The sequence below is a fragment of the Rhizobium mesosinicum genome (genome assembly GCF_019511345.1).
In the GTDB taxonomy this organism is placed as follows: Bacteria; Pseudomonadota; Alphaproteobacteria; order Rhizobiales; family Rhizobiaceae; genus Rhizobium; species Rhizobium mesosinicum.
In genome coordinates this window covers 63,864-81,072 of record NZ_JAEUAK010000001.1, presented here as the reverse complement: position 1 = coordinate 81,072, position 17,209 = coordinate 63,864, and the positions used below count along the sequence as shown (strand labels likewise).

Genomic DNA, 17,209 nt, shown 5'->3' with positions numbered 1-17,209 from the left:
CGGGCGCTGACCGCCGCAACAAAATCTCTGGGAGGAAGACATGGCTGAATTCAGGATTGCGCCGGATCTGGTCGCAACGGAAAACGACAAGCGTGCTGGGGCGCTGAAGGCTGACTACGAAGCGCTTGGCGCCACACTTGCCCGCCGCGGTGTCGATATCGAGGCGATTACACGCAAGGTGTCCGAATTCACCGTCGCGGTACCCTCCTGGGGCGTCGGCACCGGCGGCACGCGCTTTGCCCGCTTCCCGGGAATCGGCGAGCCGCGCGGTATCTTCGACAAGCTCGACGATTGCGCGGTCATCAACCAGCTGACGCGGGCAACCCCGACTGTTTCTCTGCATATCCCTTGGGACAAAACCGATGTTAAGGAGCTGAAGGCGAAGGGCGATGCGCTTGGCCTTGGCTTCGACGCGATGAACTCCAACACCTTCTCCGACGCGCCCGGCCAGAAGCTGACCTATAAATATGGTTCGCTCAGCCACACGGATGCGGCGACCCGACAACAGGCTATCGAACATAACATCGAATGCATCGAGATCGGCAAGGCGATCGGCTCCAAGGCGCTCACCGTCTGGATCGGCGATGGCTCGAACTTCCCCGGACAGAGCAACTTCACCAAAGCTTTCGAGCGTTATCTCGCCTCAATGGCGCAGATCTACAAAGCCTTGCCGGAAGACTGGCGGCTCTTCTCTGAGCACAAGATGTACGAGCCGGCCTTCTATTCGACCGTCGTACAGGACTGGGGCAGCAACTATATGATCGCCCAGACGCTCGGTCCTAAGGCCTATTGCCTAGTCGACCTCGGCCATCATGCGCCAAACACCAATATCGAGATGATCGTCGCCCGGCTGATCCAATTCGGCAAACTCGGCGGCTTCCATTTCAACGACTCGAAATATGGCGACGACGATCTCGACGCCGGTGCAATCGAGCCCTATCGCCTGTTCCTGGTCTTCAATGAGCTCGTGGATGCCGAAGCGCGTGGCGTCAACGATTTCCATCCGGCCCACATGATCGACCAGTCGCATAATGTGACGGACCCTATTGAAAGCCTGATCAACAGCGCCAACGAAATCCGCCGCGCCTATGCGCAGGCCCTGATCGTCGACCGCAAGGCGCTCGATGGCTATCAGCAGGACAACGATGCGCTGATGGCGTCGGAGACGCTGAAGCGCGCCTACCGCGCCGATGTCGAGCCGATTCTGGCCGAAGCGCGCCGCCGCGCGGGCGGTGCGATCGACCCGATCGCCGCCTACCGCGCCAGCGGCTACCGAAAGAAGGTAGCTGCTGAGCGACCCGCCTCCGTCTCCGGCGGCGGCGGTATCATTTGAATGAAGGCAAGCCGTTGATCACGGCTTCCACTTTCCTGCAACCTGTCGGGTGGCGACGTTCAGCCGGTTCCAGACATTGATATTGGCAATTGCCATGACAAGGGCCGCAAGGCTCTTGCCGTCGTAGTGACGGGTGCATTCGTCCCAGACCTCATCCGGCACGGGATCTGCGCGGTCGCTGAGGCGGGTAACGGCCTCCGTCAGCGCCAGTGCTGCGCGTTCGGCATCGCTGTAATAAGGGGCTTCGCGCCAGCCTGCTACCGCGAAGAGCCGCTCGTCGGTCTCACCGTGATTGCGGGCAATGCGCCAATGGCCGTCGATGCAGACGCTGCAGCCGTTGATCTGGCTGGCCCGCAGATAGACGATTTCCAGAAATCCTGGTGCAAGTCCGGCCGTGGCCGGCAGCTTGCCGAGAGCATTCAGTGCCTGCATGGCTTCCGGGATGACGAGGGCTGGATTTCCCATTCTCTCTTGCATGTTCAATCTCCTGATGGCGTGTTCCGTTTGACGCAGAGCCGGCTGTTGCCGGTTTCGTTCGTCATGGATTTGACGGATCAGGGGCAGAGAGTGTGACGGGGCAGCGTAAAAAGATGAGAAGCGAAATGGTGAGCATCTGCTACATCAGGAATTGACGGCCACCGTCAAAACCGCGTCGCTGCAGCAGCCCGCAGGCTCTCAACGGCCGTGAAGTTCCGCCCCCGGGCTCCTGCGCCGGCGACAACGACATCAGCCTCAGAGGTGGTTGGGGACGTGGACCTGGGCGACTCGCGACTATGGCTGCCCACCATCGCTATCGGGTGCGGACTTTGTATCGCAGGGCGACCGCGCCATTGTCTTTCGTCTCGGCCGAAATAAGCGAGAGTTGTGTCTTCCCTGCCAATCCGCCTTCGAAGGTGACGATAGGCTGGCCGCCGCTACCGTCTAGGGCCGGCGCGACAAGCAGAAAGAGTTCGTCGATAAGATCAGCGGCAAAGAAGGCGCCGTTGATCGCGGCTCCGCCTTCGAGCAGAAGTTTGCGGATGCCGAGTTCCTTTTCCAGCACATCGAGCGCTGCGGGCAGGTCAATATCTGCTGATGGCGAAACGACGTAGGAGATGCCGTCGGCGGCGAGTTCTGCGAGATGGCTGTCCGGCACGGTATTGCCGAGGATGACGACGATATGGTCGCCGTCAATATCTGCTCGCGTGAAATGCAGCTTGCCCGACGTGTCGAGTGCTATGGCGTAATTGTTTGCCTTGCGATCGGCAAAATGGTTCGGCCGCTCGACAGAGCCGGCAGATTGTGGCGGATGCGGCTCTCCCTTCGCCATTTCGGCCATCGTCACGCGCCCGACAATCCAGGCGTCGCCCTGCAGTTCTTCATGGATCTGCTGATAGAGCGCCGACCATTCCTTGCGGCTGCCATCGGGGCTTTCGGTCCATTTGCTCGGATGCAAACCACCGTCGAGCGACGACATCATCAGGCAGACGATTTCCGGTTTCATGGCAATTCCTTTCCGGTGGATGCGGCAGGCGTCAGAACTTGATCGAAAGATGGCCGCTGTCAGCAATCACAACGGTCGCGTCCGCATAATGTTCGATCTTGGGATAGCCCTGCAGCGAGTGCTTGTGGCCGGCAGCGGTGATGACCACGACGTCGGCTCCAGCTGCCAATCCCGCCTTCACGCCAGCTTCGACGTCTTCAAAGACCAGGCATTCATGTGTCGCAAAGCCGAGCTTTTCGGCGCCGAGGATATAGCATTGCGGGTCAGGCTTGCCGATGGTCACGTCTTCCGCAGTGACGATAGCCTGCGGCATCGGCAGCCCGGCGGCCTCGAGCCGTCGCTCAGCAAGGCGGCGCGGTGAAGAGGTGACGATCGTCCACCGGTCCGGCGGAAGCGATGCCAGGAAATCGGCAGCACCCGGCAGCGCGACGACGCCTTCGACATCCTGGATTTCCTCTTCGGTGATCTGTGCAGCTTCTGCTTCTGCATCGACGCCTTGAAGGTTCAGCCGCCGGATCGTGTCGATGCCACGCGATCCGTGCATGATCGGCAGGAACTTTTCCACATCCAGCCCGTGCCGCTCGGCCCAGCGTCCCCAGACGCGCTCTGCTGACGCCGTCGAGCTCAGGATCGTGCCATCCATGTCGAACAGGAAGGCAGCATATTGTTTGGAACTGTCAAATCGAAAGGACATCGGGAAACACCATAGGGAGGAATATGCGCGCCATCAGCCAATGAAAAACGCGGCAGGTCAAGCCGCCGGCAAAATTTCACCAGGCTTGATATGATGCCGCTCCTGTCACATCGTCCCGTTTCCGTTCGTCACCATCTTTGACGCAACAGGATGAGGAATGGATCGATGGACGAGAAACAATGGCTGGCCGATGAATTCGAGGCGAATCGTGGGCATCTGCGGACCGTCGCCTTCCGCATGCTCGGCTCCCGCGCGGAAGCGGAAGATGCAGTGCAGGAGGCGTGGCTGCGCCTGACACGGTCGGACAGGGGCAGCGTCGATAATCTCGGCGGCTGGCTGACGACGGTCGTGGCGCGCATTTGCCTCGACATGCTGCGATCGCGCAAGACACGCCGCGAAGAGCCGCTCGACCTGCCGGCACATGGTGCGATTGTCGATATCGCCAGCAATCCGGAGCGGGAGGCAGCTTTCGCCGATTCCGTCGGCATCGCCCTGCTTGTCGTCCTGCAAACGCTTTCGCCGGCAGAACGCGTCGCCTTCGTGCTGCACGACATGTTCGATCTACCCTTCGAAGAGATCGCCGCAGTGATCGGGCGAAGTGCCGCCGCCGCCCGGCAGCTTGCCAGCCGTGCCCGACGCAGGGTGCAGGGGCAGCCGGAAACGCCAGATGTCGATCTCGCGCGCAAGCGCAGCATAGCTGAAGCCTTCCTCATCGCGTCCCGCAACGGCGATCTGGAAGGGTTGATCGCAGTCCTTGCGCCGGATGCCGTCTTCCTGCCGGATGCAGCCGCGACCCGTCTCGGCAATGTTGTTCCGCTTCGTGGCGCCAATGCCGTCGCCGAAAGCTTCAAGGGACGGGCAACGTCGGCTAAAGTCGCGCTTGTCGACGGCGAAATCGGTCTCGTTGTCTTCATCGGGGGGCAGTTGCGGGTAGTGCTGGCGCTGAGTTTTAACGGGGACAGGATCTCGACCGTCGATGCGATCGCCGATCCGGATCATCTCAGCGATATTGACTATTCGATCTTGGAAGGCTGACGGATCGCAACCAGTGAGTTTTTCAGACAGGCGCCCTCCGGTCGGTCACCTGGCCCCGGAGTTGGACCACGCGGCAATACCGATCGTGAACGCTCGTTCTCATCTCCGTATCAAGAACCGCGCGGCTTAGTGGCCGCGCCAGCCCATCAATTTTTCAATGCGCTCGGCCGAGCTTCGAACCTGCGCAGTGTAATGGCTTTCGTCCGAAAAGGCCTTTTGTTCCGGCAGGACGATGGAGATAGTGGCAACGCACTTGCCTTCACGATCGCAGATCGGCGAGGCGATGCAGGCGACCGCATAATCGGATTCACCCGCCTGGATCGATAGGCGCGATTCGAAGGCTCTGCCTGCCGATTCAGACAAGGTGACCGGGTCGATCTCGGCGCGTCCGGTCGGCGAGGAACGGGCGCATCTCTTGAACAGCTCAAGGCGTTCGTCTTCCTGCAGGTGGCCGACGAGCAGGCGGCCGGAGGCAGTCCAATTGAGCGGTACGCGGGTGCCGACACGCGAGGCAACCTGGAAATGGCTGGGGCCGTCGGCCATGGCCAGCACCAGCATGAAATCGCCGTCGCGACCGCAAACCTGAACTGTTTCACCAGCCTGACGACAAAGATCATGCATCTCATGCGTCGCTACGCTCATGAAATCGAGTGAGCGCGCGTAGGCAAGGCCGTAATGGTATAGCCGCGAGCCGAGCCAGATCGAACCGTCGGACTGGCGCGTCAGCATGTTCTTTTCGACCAGATCGTCGACGATGACATAGATGGTGGAAAGCGGCGCCTTCACAGCTTTGGCGATGGCATAGACGCCCGCCGGCGATCCCGTCTCGTAAAGATGATCGATCACCTGCAGCGCGCGGTCGATACCACTGACGCGTGCGCGGCGACTGCCCTTAGTTCCGGTCTCTTCGATCGGGCTTTCATCTTCAAATATTGCGGGTGATGTCTTTCCGTCCAACTCAATGTACCTCGGATGCTATACGAGCCTGTTACATTACTATGGCATAGTTGCTTGCGAAGCAAATCGCAAAAAGTTGGGAGATAGAAATCTTCAGCGCCGACGGAAATGCTGGTCAGCAGCGCGCCGAAGCGGCTTTAAGGTGGCATGCGTTGGACCTGGAGAAGTTGGTGTGGAGTACGGAATTCGGCGCAGGCACTTACCATCCGGAACAACGAGCCTCAGCCCGAGTTTTCGTCTCATCGGCACAGGTATTGGCTGATCGGATGCGGGCTATGTCTCCGGCCAGGCATTGCGGTCAGCAATGGCAAGCTCTTGCGGGCTTGCCGAGGCCACCGCCGGCGGGCGTCGTCATGATGACGGCGTCGCCGGCGGCGAGCGCTCCATTGCCTAAAGACATATAGTGGGAATTGCCTGGAATGTTCAAAAAGCTCGCACCGCTGCAATGCCGAGGCGGGCAAGCAACAAATATGTCGCAAGGGCTGCCGCCTGTTGACAGCGGCAGCCCGTCTGGGAACAGGGCTTATCCCCAGTGCCGATCGGGCCTTGTGGGGCCAGCGGTCAGATCAGCCGAAGCAGGGCATCGCCGGCAGATTGGCGCGGCTGGCAAAGGACCCGATCATATCGCTCGCCGTGGAGGGACGCGGCTCGCGTTTACGGGCAGCCACCTCAAGGAGTTGCTTGAAGTCGTCAAGCTTTACGCCGTCGGCGCGGAGCACCATGGCGATCAGCGGGTCGCGAAGGGCTTCGGAAATGGTCAAATCTTCTCTGGTCTTTCTCATGGTACGGTCCTCCTTTCGTGGGCGGTCGCCCGTGTTCCGCTCCTACTGCCAAGTGATCCTGGCATTGACTTCTGCGAAGAGCGGTGTTACCGGTAAGTAACAATGCATTTGTTACCGATCGGTCACATTGATGTCAAGGACTTCGTCCGCAAAAAGATCAGAATCATCGAACGAAATCTCCGCAGCTGTTTCAGACGATCGAATCCCCCCGCGGGAGCGTATCGTCTCGACCGCTTCGGAGCTTTTCCGCGAGCGTGGCATTCGTGGGATCGGCGTCGATGCAATTGCGGATGCGGCCGCCACCAACAAAATGACCCTCTATCGGCATTTCGGCTCCAAGGACGAGTTGGTCTGCGAGACGTTGCGCCGCGCCTCCGAAAGGGCCGAGAAGATCTGGCGCGATCTCGAAGCCGCCCACCCCGGCGACGCGCGCGGCCAGTTGTTTGCCTGGGTCGAGGACCGGGCTCACTGTCTGAACGGCGAGCCCGCAGGTTGCGATCTCGCCAATGCCGCCATCGAATTGAAGGGCGAGGGTCATCCGGCGCACGAGTTGATCGAGCGCCACAAGGCGATGCAGCGCAACCGTCTCGCAGCGCTTTGCGTGGCTGCCGGCGCGCGCGAGCCAGAACTGCTTGCCGATACGTTGACGCTTTTACTCGAAGGGGCGCGCGTTACCCGCCAGGCCATGGCGGACGGCGGCTGTTCCTGTCATTTTGAAAAAGCCTGCAACGTGGCGATTTCCGCTTTCTGCTGACCTTGCCGTGGCCCAAGTGTTCACGCTTGGGAACCTTGGAGGTTGCATGGCCGTTTTCTGCTGATCCGGGAGCAATCTGGAGGCAGAGATGAATCACGCTTATCTCCGGCGCCTATATGCCAGACGGGCCGAACTTGAAGCCAAGCTCGAACTGCACGATGCACGTTATTGCTTCGGCGAAGAGGAAGTGGAGGACGGTACGCAAATCGATCTGCGACAGCGCATCGAGGAAATCTCCGAGGAGATTGCAGCGCTGGAGCACTCTCCTGGCTAATCGTTGCCGGCGCTCAGGATGGAAATTGTCCGTCCGTCGAATTTCCCATCGTAAAAATGATCGATCGCTTTGTGAAAGGGTGAGCCGTGATCGCTGACCGCGGCAAACAGTGTCATCGACGAGCGCAGCTTCAGATCATCAGGGGAACCCATGATATCGTGAGCGCTGCGGTCACTGACGGAGAGGATTGCCTCGACACATCGCAAGAGACGGCTGCCGAGGATCGGATCGGCAAGGTAGGCTGAGGCTTCCTCCACCGAGCGAATGGCGTATTTTTCCGCCATGGAGGATGTCCCGAGTCCGGCGATCTGGGGGAAGATAAACCACATCCAGTGGGAGCGTTTGCGACCGGCCTTCAGCTCTGCAAGAGCCTGTTCATATATGCCGTTCTGCGCCTCGATGAAGCGGTGGAGGTCGTAGTCTACGTCACCGGCCATGGTTCTTCCTTTTCTATGCTTCTTATGCACGTCAGACGAAAGATTTCCATGCCCGGCGAAATGGCCGCCCTTTAGCAGACCTTGTCTGCATAGGGACTCGTTTCACGGCAATGGCCGTAGCGCTGGTGGTGCGGCACCAGACTATCACCCGGAGGTGCCTGCTCTTCAACAGCCGAGGTCGTCATCGGATCGGTCGCTGATGTCTGTGCCGACGGTGCTGTGAAGCCCACAAAGCTCAGCAGCACGAGGGCGCCTACGACGACGATCCGCTCCAGCACCGACAGCTTCTGTGCGCGGACGTGATCGGCGTAATCGCGTTCAGCCTCGCCAGAGGTCACGTCCTCCTTCACATGCTGGTGCACCGTATCCTGATGACCGGACGTCCAAGTTTCAGATTGTGTCATTTCAAGTCTCCTGCAATGCACCGGGAAGCGGCTTGGGAAGGCAAGCTAATGGCGTGCCTATCCGCTCCCCGCGCGCAGCACCGCATGTGTGCCTTAACTGCGTTAAATTGAAGAGGGCTAAATCAAACTCAGTGTTCACAAAATCGTACCAATCATTGTGAAAAGCCGTGCAAGGGCTGGCCCTGCGAAATGATAGGCGGTAAATCCCGTGTGATATCCACAGGACTCTCCCTCATGGCCCCGACTTTCGGTGCGATGTCTATCGCGCAGCTTTCCTTCCTCATCCAAAGCGGCAAGGCCGATCCGGTTGAAATCGCAGAGGCAATCTTCGACGGGATCGAGCAATATGCCGACAAGGCCGTCTTCACTGTGCTGTTGCGCGAGCGCGCGGTGCTGGAGGCTCGTGCTTCCTCGAAGCGTATCCGCGACGGCCGTTCGCTCGGTGCGCTGGATGGCATTCCGATCGCCTGGAAAGATCTTTTCGACATCGAAGGCATAGCAACTACGGCCGGTTCGGTGATTTTGGCGGAGGATCCGCCTGCGAAGCGGGACGCGGCTATCGTCACAACGCTCAAGAATGCCGGCATGCTTGCCGTCGGCCGTACCAATATGAGCGAATTCGCTTTCTCCGGGCTCGGCATCAATCCGCATTACGGCACGCCGGAAAATCCTCACAGCAAGGACGAGCCGCGCATTCCCGGTGGGTCGTCCTCCGGCGCCGGCGTGGCGGTTGCCGCAGGCCTAGTACCGGTTGCAATGGGCACGGATACTGGCGGTTCGGTGCGTATTCCCGCCGCCCTGAATGGCATCGTCGGCTATAAAGCGACGCGCGGGCGCTATGCCATGGAAGGCGTCTATCCACTGGCTGCAAGCCTCGACTCGCTCGGTCCCCTCTGCCGTTCCGTGCAGGACGCCGTCTGGATCGACGCGGCCATGCGCGGGTTGACGGCGCCGACGGTAATCCGGCAGTCGCTGAAGGGCGTAGAAATCGTCATTGTCAGGAATATCGTGTTCGATGGCTTGGGCTCTGGCATCGCCGAAGCCTTCGAAGGCGGTGTGGAGCGACTGCGCAGCGCTGGCGCGCATATCAGTTCCATCGACATTCCAGCCTTTGAGGAAATCCTGGCGCTGATGGCAAAACATGGTGCTCTGGTCACCGCCGAAGCCTTCGCTCTCCACCGCGAACGGCTTGCAGGGCCGGAGGCAGCGCGGATGGATCATCGCGTCGTCCTGCGCACACGGCTCGGCGAGAAGACCGGCATGGTCGATTACATTGCTATTCTTGCCGAGCGCACCCGCCTGATCGCCGAAGTCGACCGACTTGTCGGCAATCGCTTCCTCGCCTTTCCTTCGGTCGCCCACGTGGCGCCGCCGATAGCGGCACTTGAGCATAATGACGAGCTTTTCTTCGCCGCGAACGTCAAGATGTTGCGCAACACCGCGCTCGGCAATTTCCTGGACTGGTGTGGCGTTTCAATTCCCTGCGGCAAGGGCGAGGCGGATATGCCGGTCGGCTTCCTTCTCTCAGCCCCTGCTAATAGGGACGAAGCGCTGCTTGCCGTCTCGCTGGCGGCGGAAGCGGTCATTCGCGGCGACTGGATCTAGGCGATTGCGGGCTTGATGTGGCGCGCCATTCTTGCCAGAGTCCTCGCGAGGAAACGGGAGGAGATGAAAGATGCAGGCTTTGCAGAACGGCCGGTTTGCAGTTTCTACATGGTCGCTTCACAGGATGCTGAGTGCAACTTACCCCTATGGTCCCGATCCGAAGAAAAGCGCGGTACGCCAGGAGCCCTATGGGCCGGGCACCGTGAGCCTGCTCGACGTGCCACGCATGCTTGCCGAGCGCGGATTGGGCCGGCTGGAGGTCTGCTCGTTCCACCTGCCGAGCCTGGACGCCTCCTATCTCACCGAATTTCGCGATGCGCTGCGTGCCTCCGATATCCTTTTCCAGACGCTGCTCGTCGAGGACGGCGATCCCAGCAATGCCGAGACGGCTGAGCGTGACATAGGCTGGATTGCCGATTGGATCGATATTGCAAAAAAGCTTGGTGCCGAGCGGATCCGCGTCATTGCCGGCAAGCAGGCGCCGAATGAGGAAAATCTTGCTCGTTCTGCAAGGCACCTGAAGTGGCTGGGCACTCAGGCAGAGGGGAGCGGCGTGCGCGTCGTCACCGAAAACTGGTTCGCCCTTCTGCCTTCGCCGAAGGAAATGAACTGGCTGCTGGACGAGCTCGACGGAAAGATCGGCCTCAACGGCGACCTCGGAAACTGGCCCGCCCCGGCCAAATATGAAGGGCTGGCGGATATCATGCGCCGCGCCGAAATCTGCCATGCCAAGGCCGACTACAATGCCTCCGGACTGGATGCTGCAGACTACCGCCTTTGCCTGGAAATGTGCGAAAAGGCCGGCTATCAAGGACCTTACACGCTGATCTACGACTCGCCGTTCTTTGCGGATGAGTGGGATGGCATCCTGCTGCAGAAGCGCTTCATCGAGGAATTCCTTCAAGACGCCCCGTTGCGCCGCACGGCTTAGGCTGTTCCAGCCCGTTCTTCCATCCTCGCCGCACGTCGTTTTCAAATGATCGCGGCCGATACGCGCTCTGATTTCGGTTATGTTGCCATGTCAGTACCGGCGGCGGCATCTTCCGGGTTGCCGAGGCTCTGGAATTCGGCATTGTCGGTATCAACGAGAGACTCATCTCGACGGCGATCGCATCTATCGGCGGCATGAGGAGGTCCGGCATCGGCCGGGACGGTTCGAAATATGCATCGAAGCGTTTCCCAAGGTTAATACACGGCTATTGATGGCCTGGCGAATTGAGGAGAATGCCATGAGCGCAATCGACATCGACGGCTTTGCAGCCGGGATTAGGAACCACGACAGCGGGATGATTTCCGCTTGGGTGGGCATTCCCGACCCGCTGCTGGTCAATCATCTGGCCCAGGAAGCCTTCGACGCCGTCGTGCTCGATATGCAGCATGGCATGTGGGATCTCTCCTCGGCTGCTTCCGCCGTCGGCCATGCACGAGTTGCCGGCAAACCGGCAATCGCACGTATTCCGGTCGGCGATTTCGCCTCTGCCTCCCGCCTCCTCGATGCTGGCGCGTCCGGCATCATTGCGCCGATGATCAATTCTGCCGAGGATGCGAGGGCTTTCATAAGGACAACCAAATATCCCCCGGTCGGTGAGCGCAGCTGGGGGCCGTCTCTCGCGCTCAACCATACCGGCCTTTCGGCCGATGACTATCTCAAGAAGGCCAATGACCTGACAGTCGCGATTGCCATGGTCGAGACGCGTGCGGCGCTCGAAGCGATCGACGATATCCTTGGCATTCCCGGCATCGATGGCATCTTCATCGGTCCTTCGGATCTCTCCATTGCGCTATCCAACGGCGACCAGGTCGCCCCGAACGCTGCCGAAATCGATAGCGCCATGCAGCACGCCGTTGTCCGTTGCCGCGCGCACGGAAAGTTCGCCTGCGCCTTTGCTGGCGACGGCGAACGCGCCGGCGAACTTTTGAAATTTGGTTTCGCCTTCGTCATTGCAGGAGCGGAGACCGCGCAGTTGCGATCCGGCGCCCGCAGGGCAATCAACACCGCAAGGAAGATCGCTTCCGGCGGCTGATCCAATTCAGCCGCTACGGTTCAATCGTAAACGGGATGCGAGCTTCTGCGTTGGCGCAGCAAAACGCATCCTCTCTGATCAGACCGTGCTGCCTCTCACGCGATCATGTAACCGCCATCAACCGGCATGGAGATGCCGTTGACCATTGCCGCTTCGTCCGAGAGCAGGAAGAGGATCACCTCTGCCACGTCTTCGGACTCTGCGAACCGACCGACCGGAATGCGGTTCAACATGCCGGCGGCCTTCTCGGGGTCGCTCCAGGCTTTGATCGCCATTGGCGTCAGTGTCACCGTCGGATGGACGCCATTCACGCGGATGCCCTTCGGCGCCAGTTCCTTAGCCATAACGCGCGTCAGGCCATCAAGGCCGCCCTTGGAAGCACAATAGGCCGCGTGATCCGGTATGCCGACGAAAGAGGCAACCGAGGAGACATTGACGATGGCGCCGTGGCGACCTTCTTCGATCAGGAAACGAGCATACTCTTGTGCCACGATCATCGGAGCGCGTGTGTTGACCGCTATCAGGTGGTCGAATGCTTCGACCGTGGTGTCGAGGAAGGACTGCAGTTCGGTCGTTCCTGCGCAGTTGACGAGGAAGTCCGCTGGAAGTGCGGCGCGGGCCGCCTCGCGCGTTGCCTTTGCATCGGCAAGATCGACCTGAATGGCCTGGCAGCCTAAGTCCTCACGGAGCGAAACGACGTCATCGGCACTTCTGGTCAGGGCCGCGACCTTCGCGCCGCGCTTCACCAGTATCTCTGCGACGACGCGGCCGATACCCTTGCCGGCGCCGGTGACGATTACTTTCTTAGCTTCGAAATTCATTTGTTTCTCGCCTTACAGTCGCTGACCCGTTGCCTGATCAAAGATATGAACACGCCGGGGATCAAGATGAAAATGCACCGTCTTGCCGGGCTCGACCTCGATACGTTCGCGAATGAGAGCATCGATCGGTGCCCCGCCGACGCGGCCGAAGATCAGTGTTTCGGAGCCGGTCGGCTCATATACCGACACCTCAACCGGAATGCCGTCGTCGCTGATGGTGATGTGCTCCGGGCGAATGCCGTAAGTCACTGGCTTGCCGTCCTCGGCATTCACGCGATCCACGGGCAGGACGACACCCTGATCGGTGACGACGACCTGTTTGCCTTCCCGGGATGCGATCTTGCCCTGGAGAAAGTTCATTGCAGGGCTGCCGATGAAGCCGGCGACGAAGAGATTGGCGGGGAAATCGTAAAGGTCGAGCGGTTTGCCGATCTGTTCCACTCTTCCGTCCCGCATGACGACGATCTTGCTCGCCATCGTCATGGCTTCGATCTGGTCATGGGTGACGTAGACGGTGGTGGTTTTCAGCCGCTGGTGAAGTTCCTTGATTTCGACGCGCATGGTCACGCGAAGCTTGGCATCGAGGTTGGACAGCGGCTCGTCGAATAAGAAGACTTGCGGGTCGCGGACGATCGCCCGGCCCATGGCGACGCGTTGCCGTTGCCCGCCCGACAGCTGTTTCGGATAGCGGTCGAGATAGCGCGTCAGGTCGAGGATTTCTGCTGCCCTGCCGACCTTCTCGTCGATCTCCGATTTCGGACGTTTCGCCATCTTCAGCGGAAAGCCCATGTTTTCGGCGACCGTTTTGTGAGGGTAGAGCGCATAGCTCTGAAAGACCATGGCGATGTCACGCTCCTTCGGCGGGGCGTTGGTGACCACGCGGCCGCCGATCCTGATGTCGCCGCTGCTGACGGTCTCGAGGCCAGCGATCATGCGCAGCAGCGTGGACTTGCCGCAGCCGGAGGGGCCAACGAGCACGACGAACTCGCCGTCCTCGATATCGACGCTAACGCCGTGCATAACCTGAAGTGCGCCATATCTCTTGGTGACGTCGCTAACCTGTACGTTTGCCAATGTCGTTTCTCCCTGATGCCGCACGGCCTGTCTCTTGGTAATGCAGTAAAGAACTCAAATGCTTACCCCTTCCAGATGATATAGGCTCCGAACACGGCGGATATTGCCGCCGCAAACCACACCGACAGCCCGAGCGGTTCGATGAAGCGCATCCAGAGCAGAGAGAGCGCGACCCAGATCACGATTGAGATGAACAGCCGGTCGAACCAGTTCGTTTCGATCGGCAGGAATCCTGGCTGTTTTTCATTGCTTCGAGAATCCGACGCCATGTCGCTATCCTTTCACTGCTCCGAAGGTAAGGCCTGCAACGATGTGACGCTGCACCACCGAGAAGACGATAAGCGCCGGGACCAATGTCAGCATCGAGATTGCCGCCATGATGCCCCAGGCCGTCCCTGTCGTCGTCACGTATTCCGACAAGCCGGTGGTGAGTGTGCGGGCGTTGAAGTTGGTAAGCGTTGCGGCAAGCAGATATTCGTTCCATGCGAAGACCCAGGTGAGGATAAGCGTAACTGCAAGGCCTGGTCGGGCTAGAGGAAAGACGATGTCGTAGAGGACCATCCACGGGCTTGCGCCGTCCATATAGGCAGCCTCGTCCAGTTCTTTGGGAATCCCCTCTACTGTCGGTCGCAGGGTCCAAATGGCAAAGGGGAGGTTGAAGGAGCAGTAGACGAGGATCATGCCCAGCCGGGAATCGGCCAGCGAAAAGTCTCCGATCCTGTAGACCTGCGTCAGCAGCAGGAAGAGCGGCAGCAGGAAGACCGCCGGCGGCGCCATGCGGTTGGTGATCGTCCAGAAGAAGATACTTTCCTTGCCTGCAAGATCGAAGCGCGTCAGCGCATAGCACGAAAGAAAGCCGAGGGTCGTTACCAGGATCGCATTGCCCGACGAAATGATCAGCGAGTTGAACATGTAACGCCGTAAGGTCTCATTGGTGAGGACGTCCTGGTAGTTTTTCCAGAAGAAGCTCCTGATGAGGACATCCGGCGTCGAGAACAGATCGAAGGGCTGCTTCACCGATATGACGAAGAGCCAGTAGATCGGAAAGAGGGTCGCGAAGCTTATCAGCGTCCACAAGAGAACCGGAAGCCAGGGGTTCTGTCTCTTCATAGCATCAGCCTCTCTTCGCGCGCGGAGCAATCAGGCCAACGTAGAGCAGCCAGCAGACGACGATGGTCAGGTAGAGAACGACGACGGAGATCGCCGAACCGTAGCCGTAGTTCGTCTTCGGGAAGACCTCCCTGAAGATATGGACGCCGATGTAGCGCGTCGACGACCCTGGACCGCCGCCTGTCAACATCAGGACTTCGTCGACCGTGCGCAATGCGTCCATGAGCCTGATGAATACCGTGGCCAGGAGGGCAGGGCGGATCAGGGGGAGCGTAATATGCCAAAAGATCTGGCTGTTGCCGGCGCCGTCGATCTGCGCCTGCTCGAAGGGATCTCGCGGAAGCGAGACCAATGCGGCGATCAGAGAGAGGGTGACCAGCGGCGTCCAGTGCCAGACGTCCATGATAACAGTGATTGTGAAGGCCGCGGCGGCACTCTGGCCGATGTTCAGATCATAGCCGAACCAGCTTCGCAGCAGGTATGGGATAATGCCGATCGACGGTGTCGTCATCAGCTTCCACACCGATCCGACGATGATGGGTGCCATGATAAGAGGAAGGGTATGGATTGTGCGGAAGAAGGCTTTTCCTGGAAAGTCCTTCATCAGCGCCTGCGCGAGCACGTAACCGAGAATGAGTTCGGAAACGACGGCAAAGAACACGAAGGCGATGGTAATGCCGAGCGAGGCCAGGAACTGCTGGTCGAAGACGAGGCTCCGGTAGTTCGACGCCCAATTGAAGACCATCAGCGGATTTGCTGCAAAAGGGTTCCACTGGTGAAACGAAACCCAGACGACGTAGATGAAAGGAAAGATGCCGAAGAGCCCGAGGATCAGGATCGTCGGTGACAGCAGCAGCCATCCAAGCTTTTGTGAATGCATTGCCTCATCCTCTTCGGCACCCCTCAGGGTGGCCTTTTGAGCCAGAAAAGGAGCGGGTCGCCAAGCGAAGACGACCCGCCAAGGTGGGGAGGATGACTTATTTGCGATAGCCGAGCGATGTCAGTTCTTCTTCCGTCTTGGCAGCCATCTGATCGAGACCCACGTCGGGCGCGATCTTGCCGGTCAGGATGTCGAAAAAGATCGGCAAGGTTGCCTCACGCAGCTGGGCGTGGAACGGATATGGAGGGGCGCCGGCGAAGAGTTTGCCTTTGTCCTTCAGCATTGTGTAAAAGCCGCCGAGTTTGACGTCCATCGCCTTGACCTTCGGATCGTCGAAGGTCGCCTTGTTGGTGATGCGCGGCGCAGCAATCGCCCAATCTGGCTGCACGTCGTTCTGACCCATGAACTCAAGGAATAGCAGAGCGGCTTCTTTGTTCTTGGATGTGACTGGCAGGCCGAAGGCGCCGCCGTCATAATAACCGATGTAGCCCTTTCCGGACTTTGCATCTTCCAGAACACCCGGTTCGAGCGGCGGCAGGGCAAAGCCTACTTTGTCGACCACCTTAGACTGTGCGGGATCACTCGCAATCCATGCCGCATTCTCACCATAGATCAACCCTTGAGCGACGCGGCCCGCAGCAAACGTCGTAGCAGTCTCCGTCCAGGTTGATTGCGTCGATTCCGGGGGGGCGATGTCGCGCAGGTGCAGCCAGTATTTCAGCGCGGCCTTCGCCTTGTCGCTGTTCATCGCACCGCCATGCTCAACCGTCGCCGCGTAGTTGTTGCTGGCGTCGATGCCCCAGTTGTAGACGCCGAAGGTCGGCGCGATGGATTCGAAATATTCGTACCAGGATGCAGCATGGCCTGTATGGGCCTGAGCGGTGGTACCCCAAAGTTCCAGACCGTTGTCCTTGCCATACTTGGTGAAGAATTCGGCGATCTGCGTGTAATCCTCATGCGTGGTCGCCGGCTTCAGATCCTTGCCGGTTTCCTTCTTGAAGGCCTCCTTGATCTTCGGATCGTCGAAAAGGTCCTTGCGATAGAGGTAAGTCTTAAGGAAGGCCTCCATCGGAACGCCGAAAAGATCGCCCTTCTTGTCCTTGAAATAGTCGGCGAAGCTGGTGAAGTTCGCGTCATCGTAGGTCGGCGCCTTCAGGTCCGCCTGATCCTTCAGCGTCTGGGTAATGTTGACCAGGAAATTGCGCGACAGATACGAGTAGATGATGTCCTGCTCGATGTAGACCATATCATAGATGCCTGTCTTGGCTTCCATGTCCTTGATGGCTTTGTCGTACATCTGATCCCAGGATGTCGTCTCGATTTCGACCTTGATGCCCGTCTTCTTCTCGAATTCCGGAGCCAACACGTTCTTGATGTAGTTGGACGGCGGCGTGCTTTCGGTCACGCCATGCAGTGTCACGCCCTTGAATTTGGCGCCCGCGTCGGACCAGAAGTCTGCCCAAGCCGGGGAAGCGGCGGTGGCGAGGCTGAGCGTCAGCGCAAGCGCGCTGGCCTTCCAAGCGTAATTCATATCAATCCTCC

21 protein-coding genes are annotated in these 17,209 nt (G+C 59.4%); 8 read left to right on the top strand and 13 right to left on the bottom strand.

Going from position 1 to position 17,209, the window contains the following annotated elements; translation table 11 throughout:
- Nucleotides 1-40 precede the first annotated feature (40 nt).
- Nucleotides 41-1,333 (top strand): L-rhamnose catabolism isomerase, encoded by a 1,293-nt coding sequence (gene rhaI, locus JNB85_RS00425; RefSeq protein WP_220332421.1) that lies wholly within the window; start codon nucleotides 41-43, stop codon nucleotides 1,331-1,333.
- An 18-nt stretch (nucleotides 1,334-1,351) separates the two neighbouring features.
- Here rhaI and JNB85_RS00420 read toward each other — a convergent pair whose 3' ends face one another.
- The 3 genes from JNB85_RS00420 to JNB85_RS00410 form a co-directional block, all read right to left on the bottom strand.
- The gene (locus JNB85_RS00420; protein ID WP_220332420.1) at nucleotides 1,352-1,810 is read right to left on the bottom strand and encodes a carboxymuconolactone decarboxylase family protein; all 459 of its coding nucleotides are present in this window, start codon (nucleotides 1,808-1,810) and stop codon (nucleotides 1,352-1,354) included.
- Between the two features lie 313 nt (nucleotides 1,811-2,123).
- Nucleotides 2,124-2,816 carry a RibD family protein gene (locus tag JNB85_RS00415; protein WP_220332419.1) on the bottom strand — a complete coding sequence of 231 codons (693 nt, stop codon included), beginning with the start codon at nucleotides 2,814-2,816 and terminating at the stop codon, nucleotides 2,124-2,126.
- A gap of 31 nt (nucleotides 2,817-2,847) precedes the next feature.
- On the bottom strand, nucleotides 2,848-3,510 hold the full coding sequence (locus JNB85_RS00410; protein WP_220332418.1) for an HAD family hydrolase: 663 nt from the start codon (nucleotides 3,508-3,510) through the stop codon (nucleotides 2,848-2,850).
- Nucleotides 3,511-3,675: 165 nt separating this feature from the next.
- Between JNB85_RS00410 and JNB85_RS00405 the strand changes: the two genes are divergently transcribed.
- Entirely contained in the window at nucleotides 3,676-4,545 is an 870-nt protein-coding gene (locus JNB85_RS00405) for a sigma-70 family RNA polymerase sigma factor (RefSeq protein ID WP_220332417.1), read from the top strand.
- A gap of 126 nt (nucleotides 4,546-4,671) precedes the next feature.
- On the opposite strand, the gene JNB85_RS00400 is transcribed toward JNB85_RS00405, so the two are convergent.
- Together JNB85_RS00400 and JNB85_RS00395 are read right to left on the bottom strand one after the other, a co-directional pair.
- Nucleotides 4,672-5,508 carry an IclR family transcriptional regulator gene (locus JNB85_RS00400; RefSeq protein ID WP_220333074.1) on the bottom strand — a complete coding sequence of 279 codons (837 nt, stop codon included), beginning with the start codon at nucleotides 5,506-5,508 and terminating at the stop codon, nucleotides 4,672-4,674.
- A gap of 560 nt (nucleotides 5,509-6,068) precedes the next feature.
- Nucleotides 6,069-6,284 carry a hypothetical protein gene (locus tag JNB85_RS00395; RefSeq protein ID WP_183742806.1) on the bottom strand — a complete coding sequence of 72 codons (216 nt, stop codon included), beginning with the start codon at nucleotides 6,282-6,284 and terminating at the stop codon, nucleotides 6,069-6,071.
- A 130-nt stretch (nucleotides 6,285-6,414) separates the two neighbouring features.
- On the opposite strand from JNB85_RS00395, the gene JNB85_RS00390 reads away from it, so the two are divergent.
- Nucleotides 6,415-7,038: a TetR/AcrR family transcriptional regulator gene (locus JNB85_RS00390; protein WP_220332416.1), complete on the top strand. Its 624-nt coding sequence runs from the start codon at nucleotides 6,415-6,417 to the stop codon at nucleotides 7,036-7,038.
- An 88-nt stretch (nucleotides 7,039-7,126) separates the two neighbouring features.
- Nucleotides 7,127-7,312 carry a hypothetical protein gene (locus JNB85_RS00385; RefSeq protein ID WP_220332415.1) on the top strand — a complete coding sequence of 62 codons (186 nt, stop codon included), beginning with the start codon at nucleotides 7,127-7,129 and terminating at the stop codon, nucleotides 7,310-7,312.
- On the opposite strand, the gene JNB85_RS00380 is transcribed toward JNB85_RS00385, so the two are convergent.
- Together JNB85_RS00380 and JNB85_RS00375 are read right to left on the bottom strand one after the other, a co-directional pair.
- Nucleotides 7,309-7,749, bottom strand: a complete 441-nt coding sequence (locus JNB85_RS00380; RefSeq protein WP_220332414.1) for a DUF1810 domain-containing protein — start codon at nucleotides 7,747-7,749, stop codon at nucleotides 7,309-7,311. The genes JNB85_RS00385 and JNB85_RS00380 overlap by 4 nt on opposite strands.
- A 71-nt stretch (nucleotides 7,750-7,820) precedes the next feature.
- On the bottom strand, nucleotides 7,821-8,153 hold the full coding sequence (locus tag JNB85_RS00375) for a hypothetical protein (protein ID WP_220332413.1): 333 nt from the start codon (nucleotides 8,151-8,153) through the stop codon (nucleotides 7,821-7,823).
- Between the two features lie 234 nt (nucleotides 8,154-8,387).
- On the opposite strand from JNB85_RS00375, the gene JNB85_RS00370 reads away from it, so the two are divergent.
- The 4 genes from JNB85_RS00370 to JNB85_RS00355 all read left to right on the top strand — a co-directional run bounded on the left by JNB85_RS00370 (nucleotide 8,388) and on the right by JNB85_RS00355 (nucleotide 11,782).
- Nucleotides 8,388-9,758 (top strand): amidase, encoded by a 1,371-nt coding sequence (locus tag JNB85_RS00370; RefSeq protein WP_220332412.1) that lies wholly within the window; start codon nucleotides 8,388-8,390, stop codon nucleotides 9,756-9,758.
- Between the two features lie 70 nt (nucleotides 9,759-9,828).
- Entirely contained in the window at nucleotides 9,829-10,689 is an 861-nt protein-coding gene (locus JNB85_RS00365) for a sugar phosphate isomerase/epimerase family protein (protein ID WP_220332411.1), read from the top strand.
- Between the two features lie 107 nt (nucleotides 10,690-10,796).
- The gene (locus tag JNB85_RS00360) at nucleotides 10,797-10,961 is read left to right on the top strand and encodes an aldehyde dehydrogenase family protein (RefSeq protein ID WP_220333073.1); all 165 of its coding nucleotides are present in this window, start codon (nucleotides 10,797-10,799) and stop codon (nucleotides 10,959-10,961) included.
- Between the two features lie 26 nt (nucleotides 10,962-10,987).
- Complete coding sequence (locus tag JNB85_RS00355) at nucleotides 10,988-11,782, top strand: HpcH/HpaI aldolase family protein (protein ID WP_220332410.1); 795 nt, start codon at nucleotides 10,988-10,990, stop codon at nucleotides 11,780-11,782.
- Between the two features lie 95 nt (nucleotides 11,783-11,877).
- On the opposite strand, the gene JNB85_RS00350 is transcribed toward JNB85_RS00355, so the two are convergent.
- The 6 genes from JNB85_RS00350 to JNB85_RS00325 all read right to left on the bottom strand — a co-directional run bounded on the left by JNB85_RS00350 (nucleotide 11,878) and on the right by JNB85_RS00325 (nucleotide 17,198).
- Nucleotides 11,878-12,603 carry an SDR family oxidoreductase gene (locus JNB85_RS00350; protein WP_220332409.1) on the bottom strand — a complete coding sequence of 242 codons (726 nt, stop codon included), beginning with the start codon at nucleotides 12,601-12,603 and terminating at the stop codon, nucleotides 11,878-11,880.
- A 12-nt stretch (nucleotides 12,604-12,615) separates the two neighbouring features.
- Nucleotides 12,616-13,677 carry an ABC transporter ATP-binding protein gene (locus JNB85_RS00345; protein WP_220332408.1) on the bottom strand — a complete coding sequence of 354 codons (1,062 nt, stop codon included), beginning with the start codon at nucleotides 13,675-13,677 and terminating at the stop codon, nucleotides 12,616-12,618.
- A gap of 62 nt (nucleotides 13,678-13,739) precedes the next feature.
- On the bottom strand, nucleotides 13,740-13,946 hold the full coding sequence (locus JNB85_RS00340; RefSeq protein ID WP_220332407.1) for a DUF2160 family membrane protein: 207 nt from the start codon (nucleotides 13,944-13,946) through the stop codon (nucleotides 13,740-13,742).
- Nucleotides 13,947-13,950: 4 nt separating this feature from the next.
- Nucleotides 13,951-14,787, bottom strand: coding sequence for a carbohydrate ABC transporter permease (locus tag JNB85_RS00335; RefSeq protein ID WP_220332406.1), 837 nt, complete (start codon nucleotides 14,785-14,787; stop codon nucleotides 13,951-13,953).
- Between the two features lie 4 nt (nucleotides 14,788-14,791).
- Complete coding sequence (locus JNB85_RS00330) at nucleotides 14,792-15,667, bottom strand: carbohydrate ABC transporter permease (RefSeq protein WP_220332405.1); 876 nt, start codon at nucleotides 15,665-15,667, stop codon at nucleotides 14,792-14,794.
- A gap of 97 nt (nucleotides 15,668-15,764) precedes the next feature.
- Entirely contained in the window at nucleotides 15,765-17,198 is a 1,434-nt protein-coding gene (locus tag JNB85_RS00325) for an ABC transporter substrate-binding protein (protein ID WP_220332404.1), read from the bottom strand.
- Between the last annotated feature and the right edge of the window lie 11 nt (nucleotides 17,199-17,209).

Coding starts and splice junctions, on each gene's coding strand:
- JNB85_RS00410 (WP_220332418.1), bottom strand. CDS start 3,510: ATGTCCTTTCGATTTGACAGTTCCAAACAATATGCTGCCTTCCTGTTC.
- JNB85_RS00380 (WP_220332414.1), bottom strand. CDS start 7,749: ATGGCCGGTGACGTAGACTACGACCTCCACCGCTTCATCGAGGCGCAG.
- JNB85_RS00405 (WP_220332417.1), top strand. CDS start 3,676: ATGGACGAGAAACAATGGCTGGCCGATGAATTCGAGGCGAATCGTGGG.
- JNB85_RS00385 (WP_220332415.1), top strand. CDS start 7,127: ATGAATCACGCTTATCTCCGGCGCCTATATGCCAGACGGGCCGAACTT.
- JNB85_RS00390 (WP_220332416.1), top strand. CDS start 6,415: ATGTCAAGGACTTCGTCCGCAAAAAGATCAGAATCATCGAACGAAATC.
- JNB85_RS00350 (WP_220332409.1), bottom strand. CDS start 12,603: ATGAATTTCGAAGCTAAGAAAGTAATCGTCACCGGCGCCGGCAAGGGT.
- JNB85_RS00365 (WP_220332411.1), top strand. CDS start 9,829: ATGCAGGCTTTGCAGAACGGCCGGTTTGCAGTTTCTACATGGTCGCTT.
- JNB85_RS00330 (WP_220332405.1), bottom strand. CDS start 15,667: ATGCATTCACAAAAGCTTGGATGGCTGCTGCTGTCACCGACGATCCTG.
- JNB85_RS00370 (WP_220332412.1), top strand. CDS start 8,388: ATGGCCCCGACTTTCGGTGCGATGTCTATCGCGCAGCTTTCCTTCCTC.
- JNB85_RS00375 (WP_220332413.1), bottom strand. CDS start 8,153: ATGACACAATCTGAAACTTGGACGTCCGGTCATCAGGATACGGTGCAC.
- JNB85_RS00335 (WP_220332406.1), bottom strand. CDS start 14,787: ATGAAGAGACAGAACCCCTGGCTTCCGGTTCTCTTGTGGACGCTGATA.
- JNB85_RS00395 (WP_183742806.1), bottom strand. CDS start 6,284: ATGAGAAAGACCAGAGAAGATTTGACCATTTCCGAAGCCCTTCGCGAC.
- JNB85_RS00415 (WP_220332419.1), bottom strand. CDS start 2,816: ATGAAACCGGAAATCGTCTGCCTGATGATGTCGTCGCTCGACGGTGGT.
- JNB85_RS00420 (WP_220332420.1), bottom strand. CDS start 1,810: ATGCAAGAGAGAATGGGAAATCCAGCCCTCGTCATCCCGGAAGCCATG.
- JNB85_RS00355 (WP_220332410.1), top strand. CDS start 10,988: ATGAGCGCAATCGACATCGACGGCTTTGCAGCCGGGATTAGGAACCAC.
- rhaI (WP_220332421.1), top strand. CDS start 41: ATGGCTGAATTCAGGATTGCGCCGGATCTGGTCGCAACGGAAAACGAC.
- JNB85_RS00340 (WP_220332407.1), bottom strand. CDS start 13,946: ATGGCGTCGGATTCTCGAAGCAATGAAAAACAGCCAGGATTCCTGCCG.
- JNB85_RS00325 (WP_220332404.1), bottom strand. CDS start 17,198: ATGAATTACGCTTGGAAGGCCAGCGCGCTTGCGCTGACGCTCAGCCTC.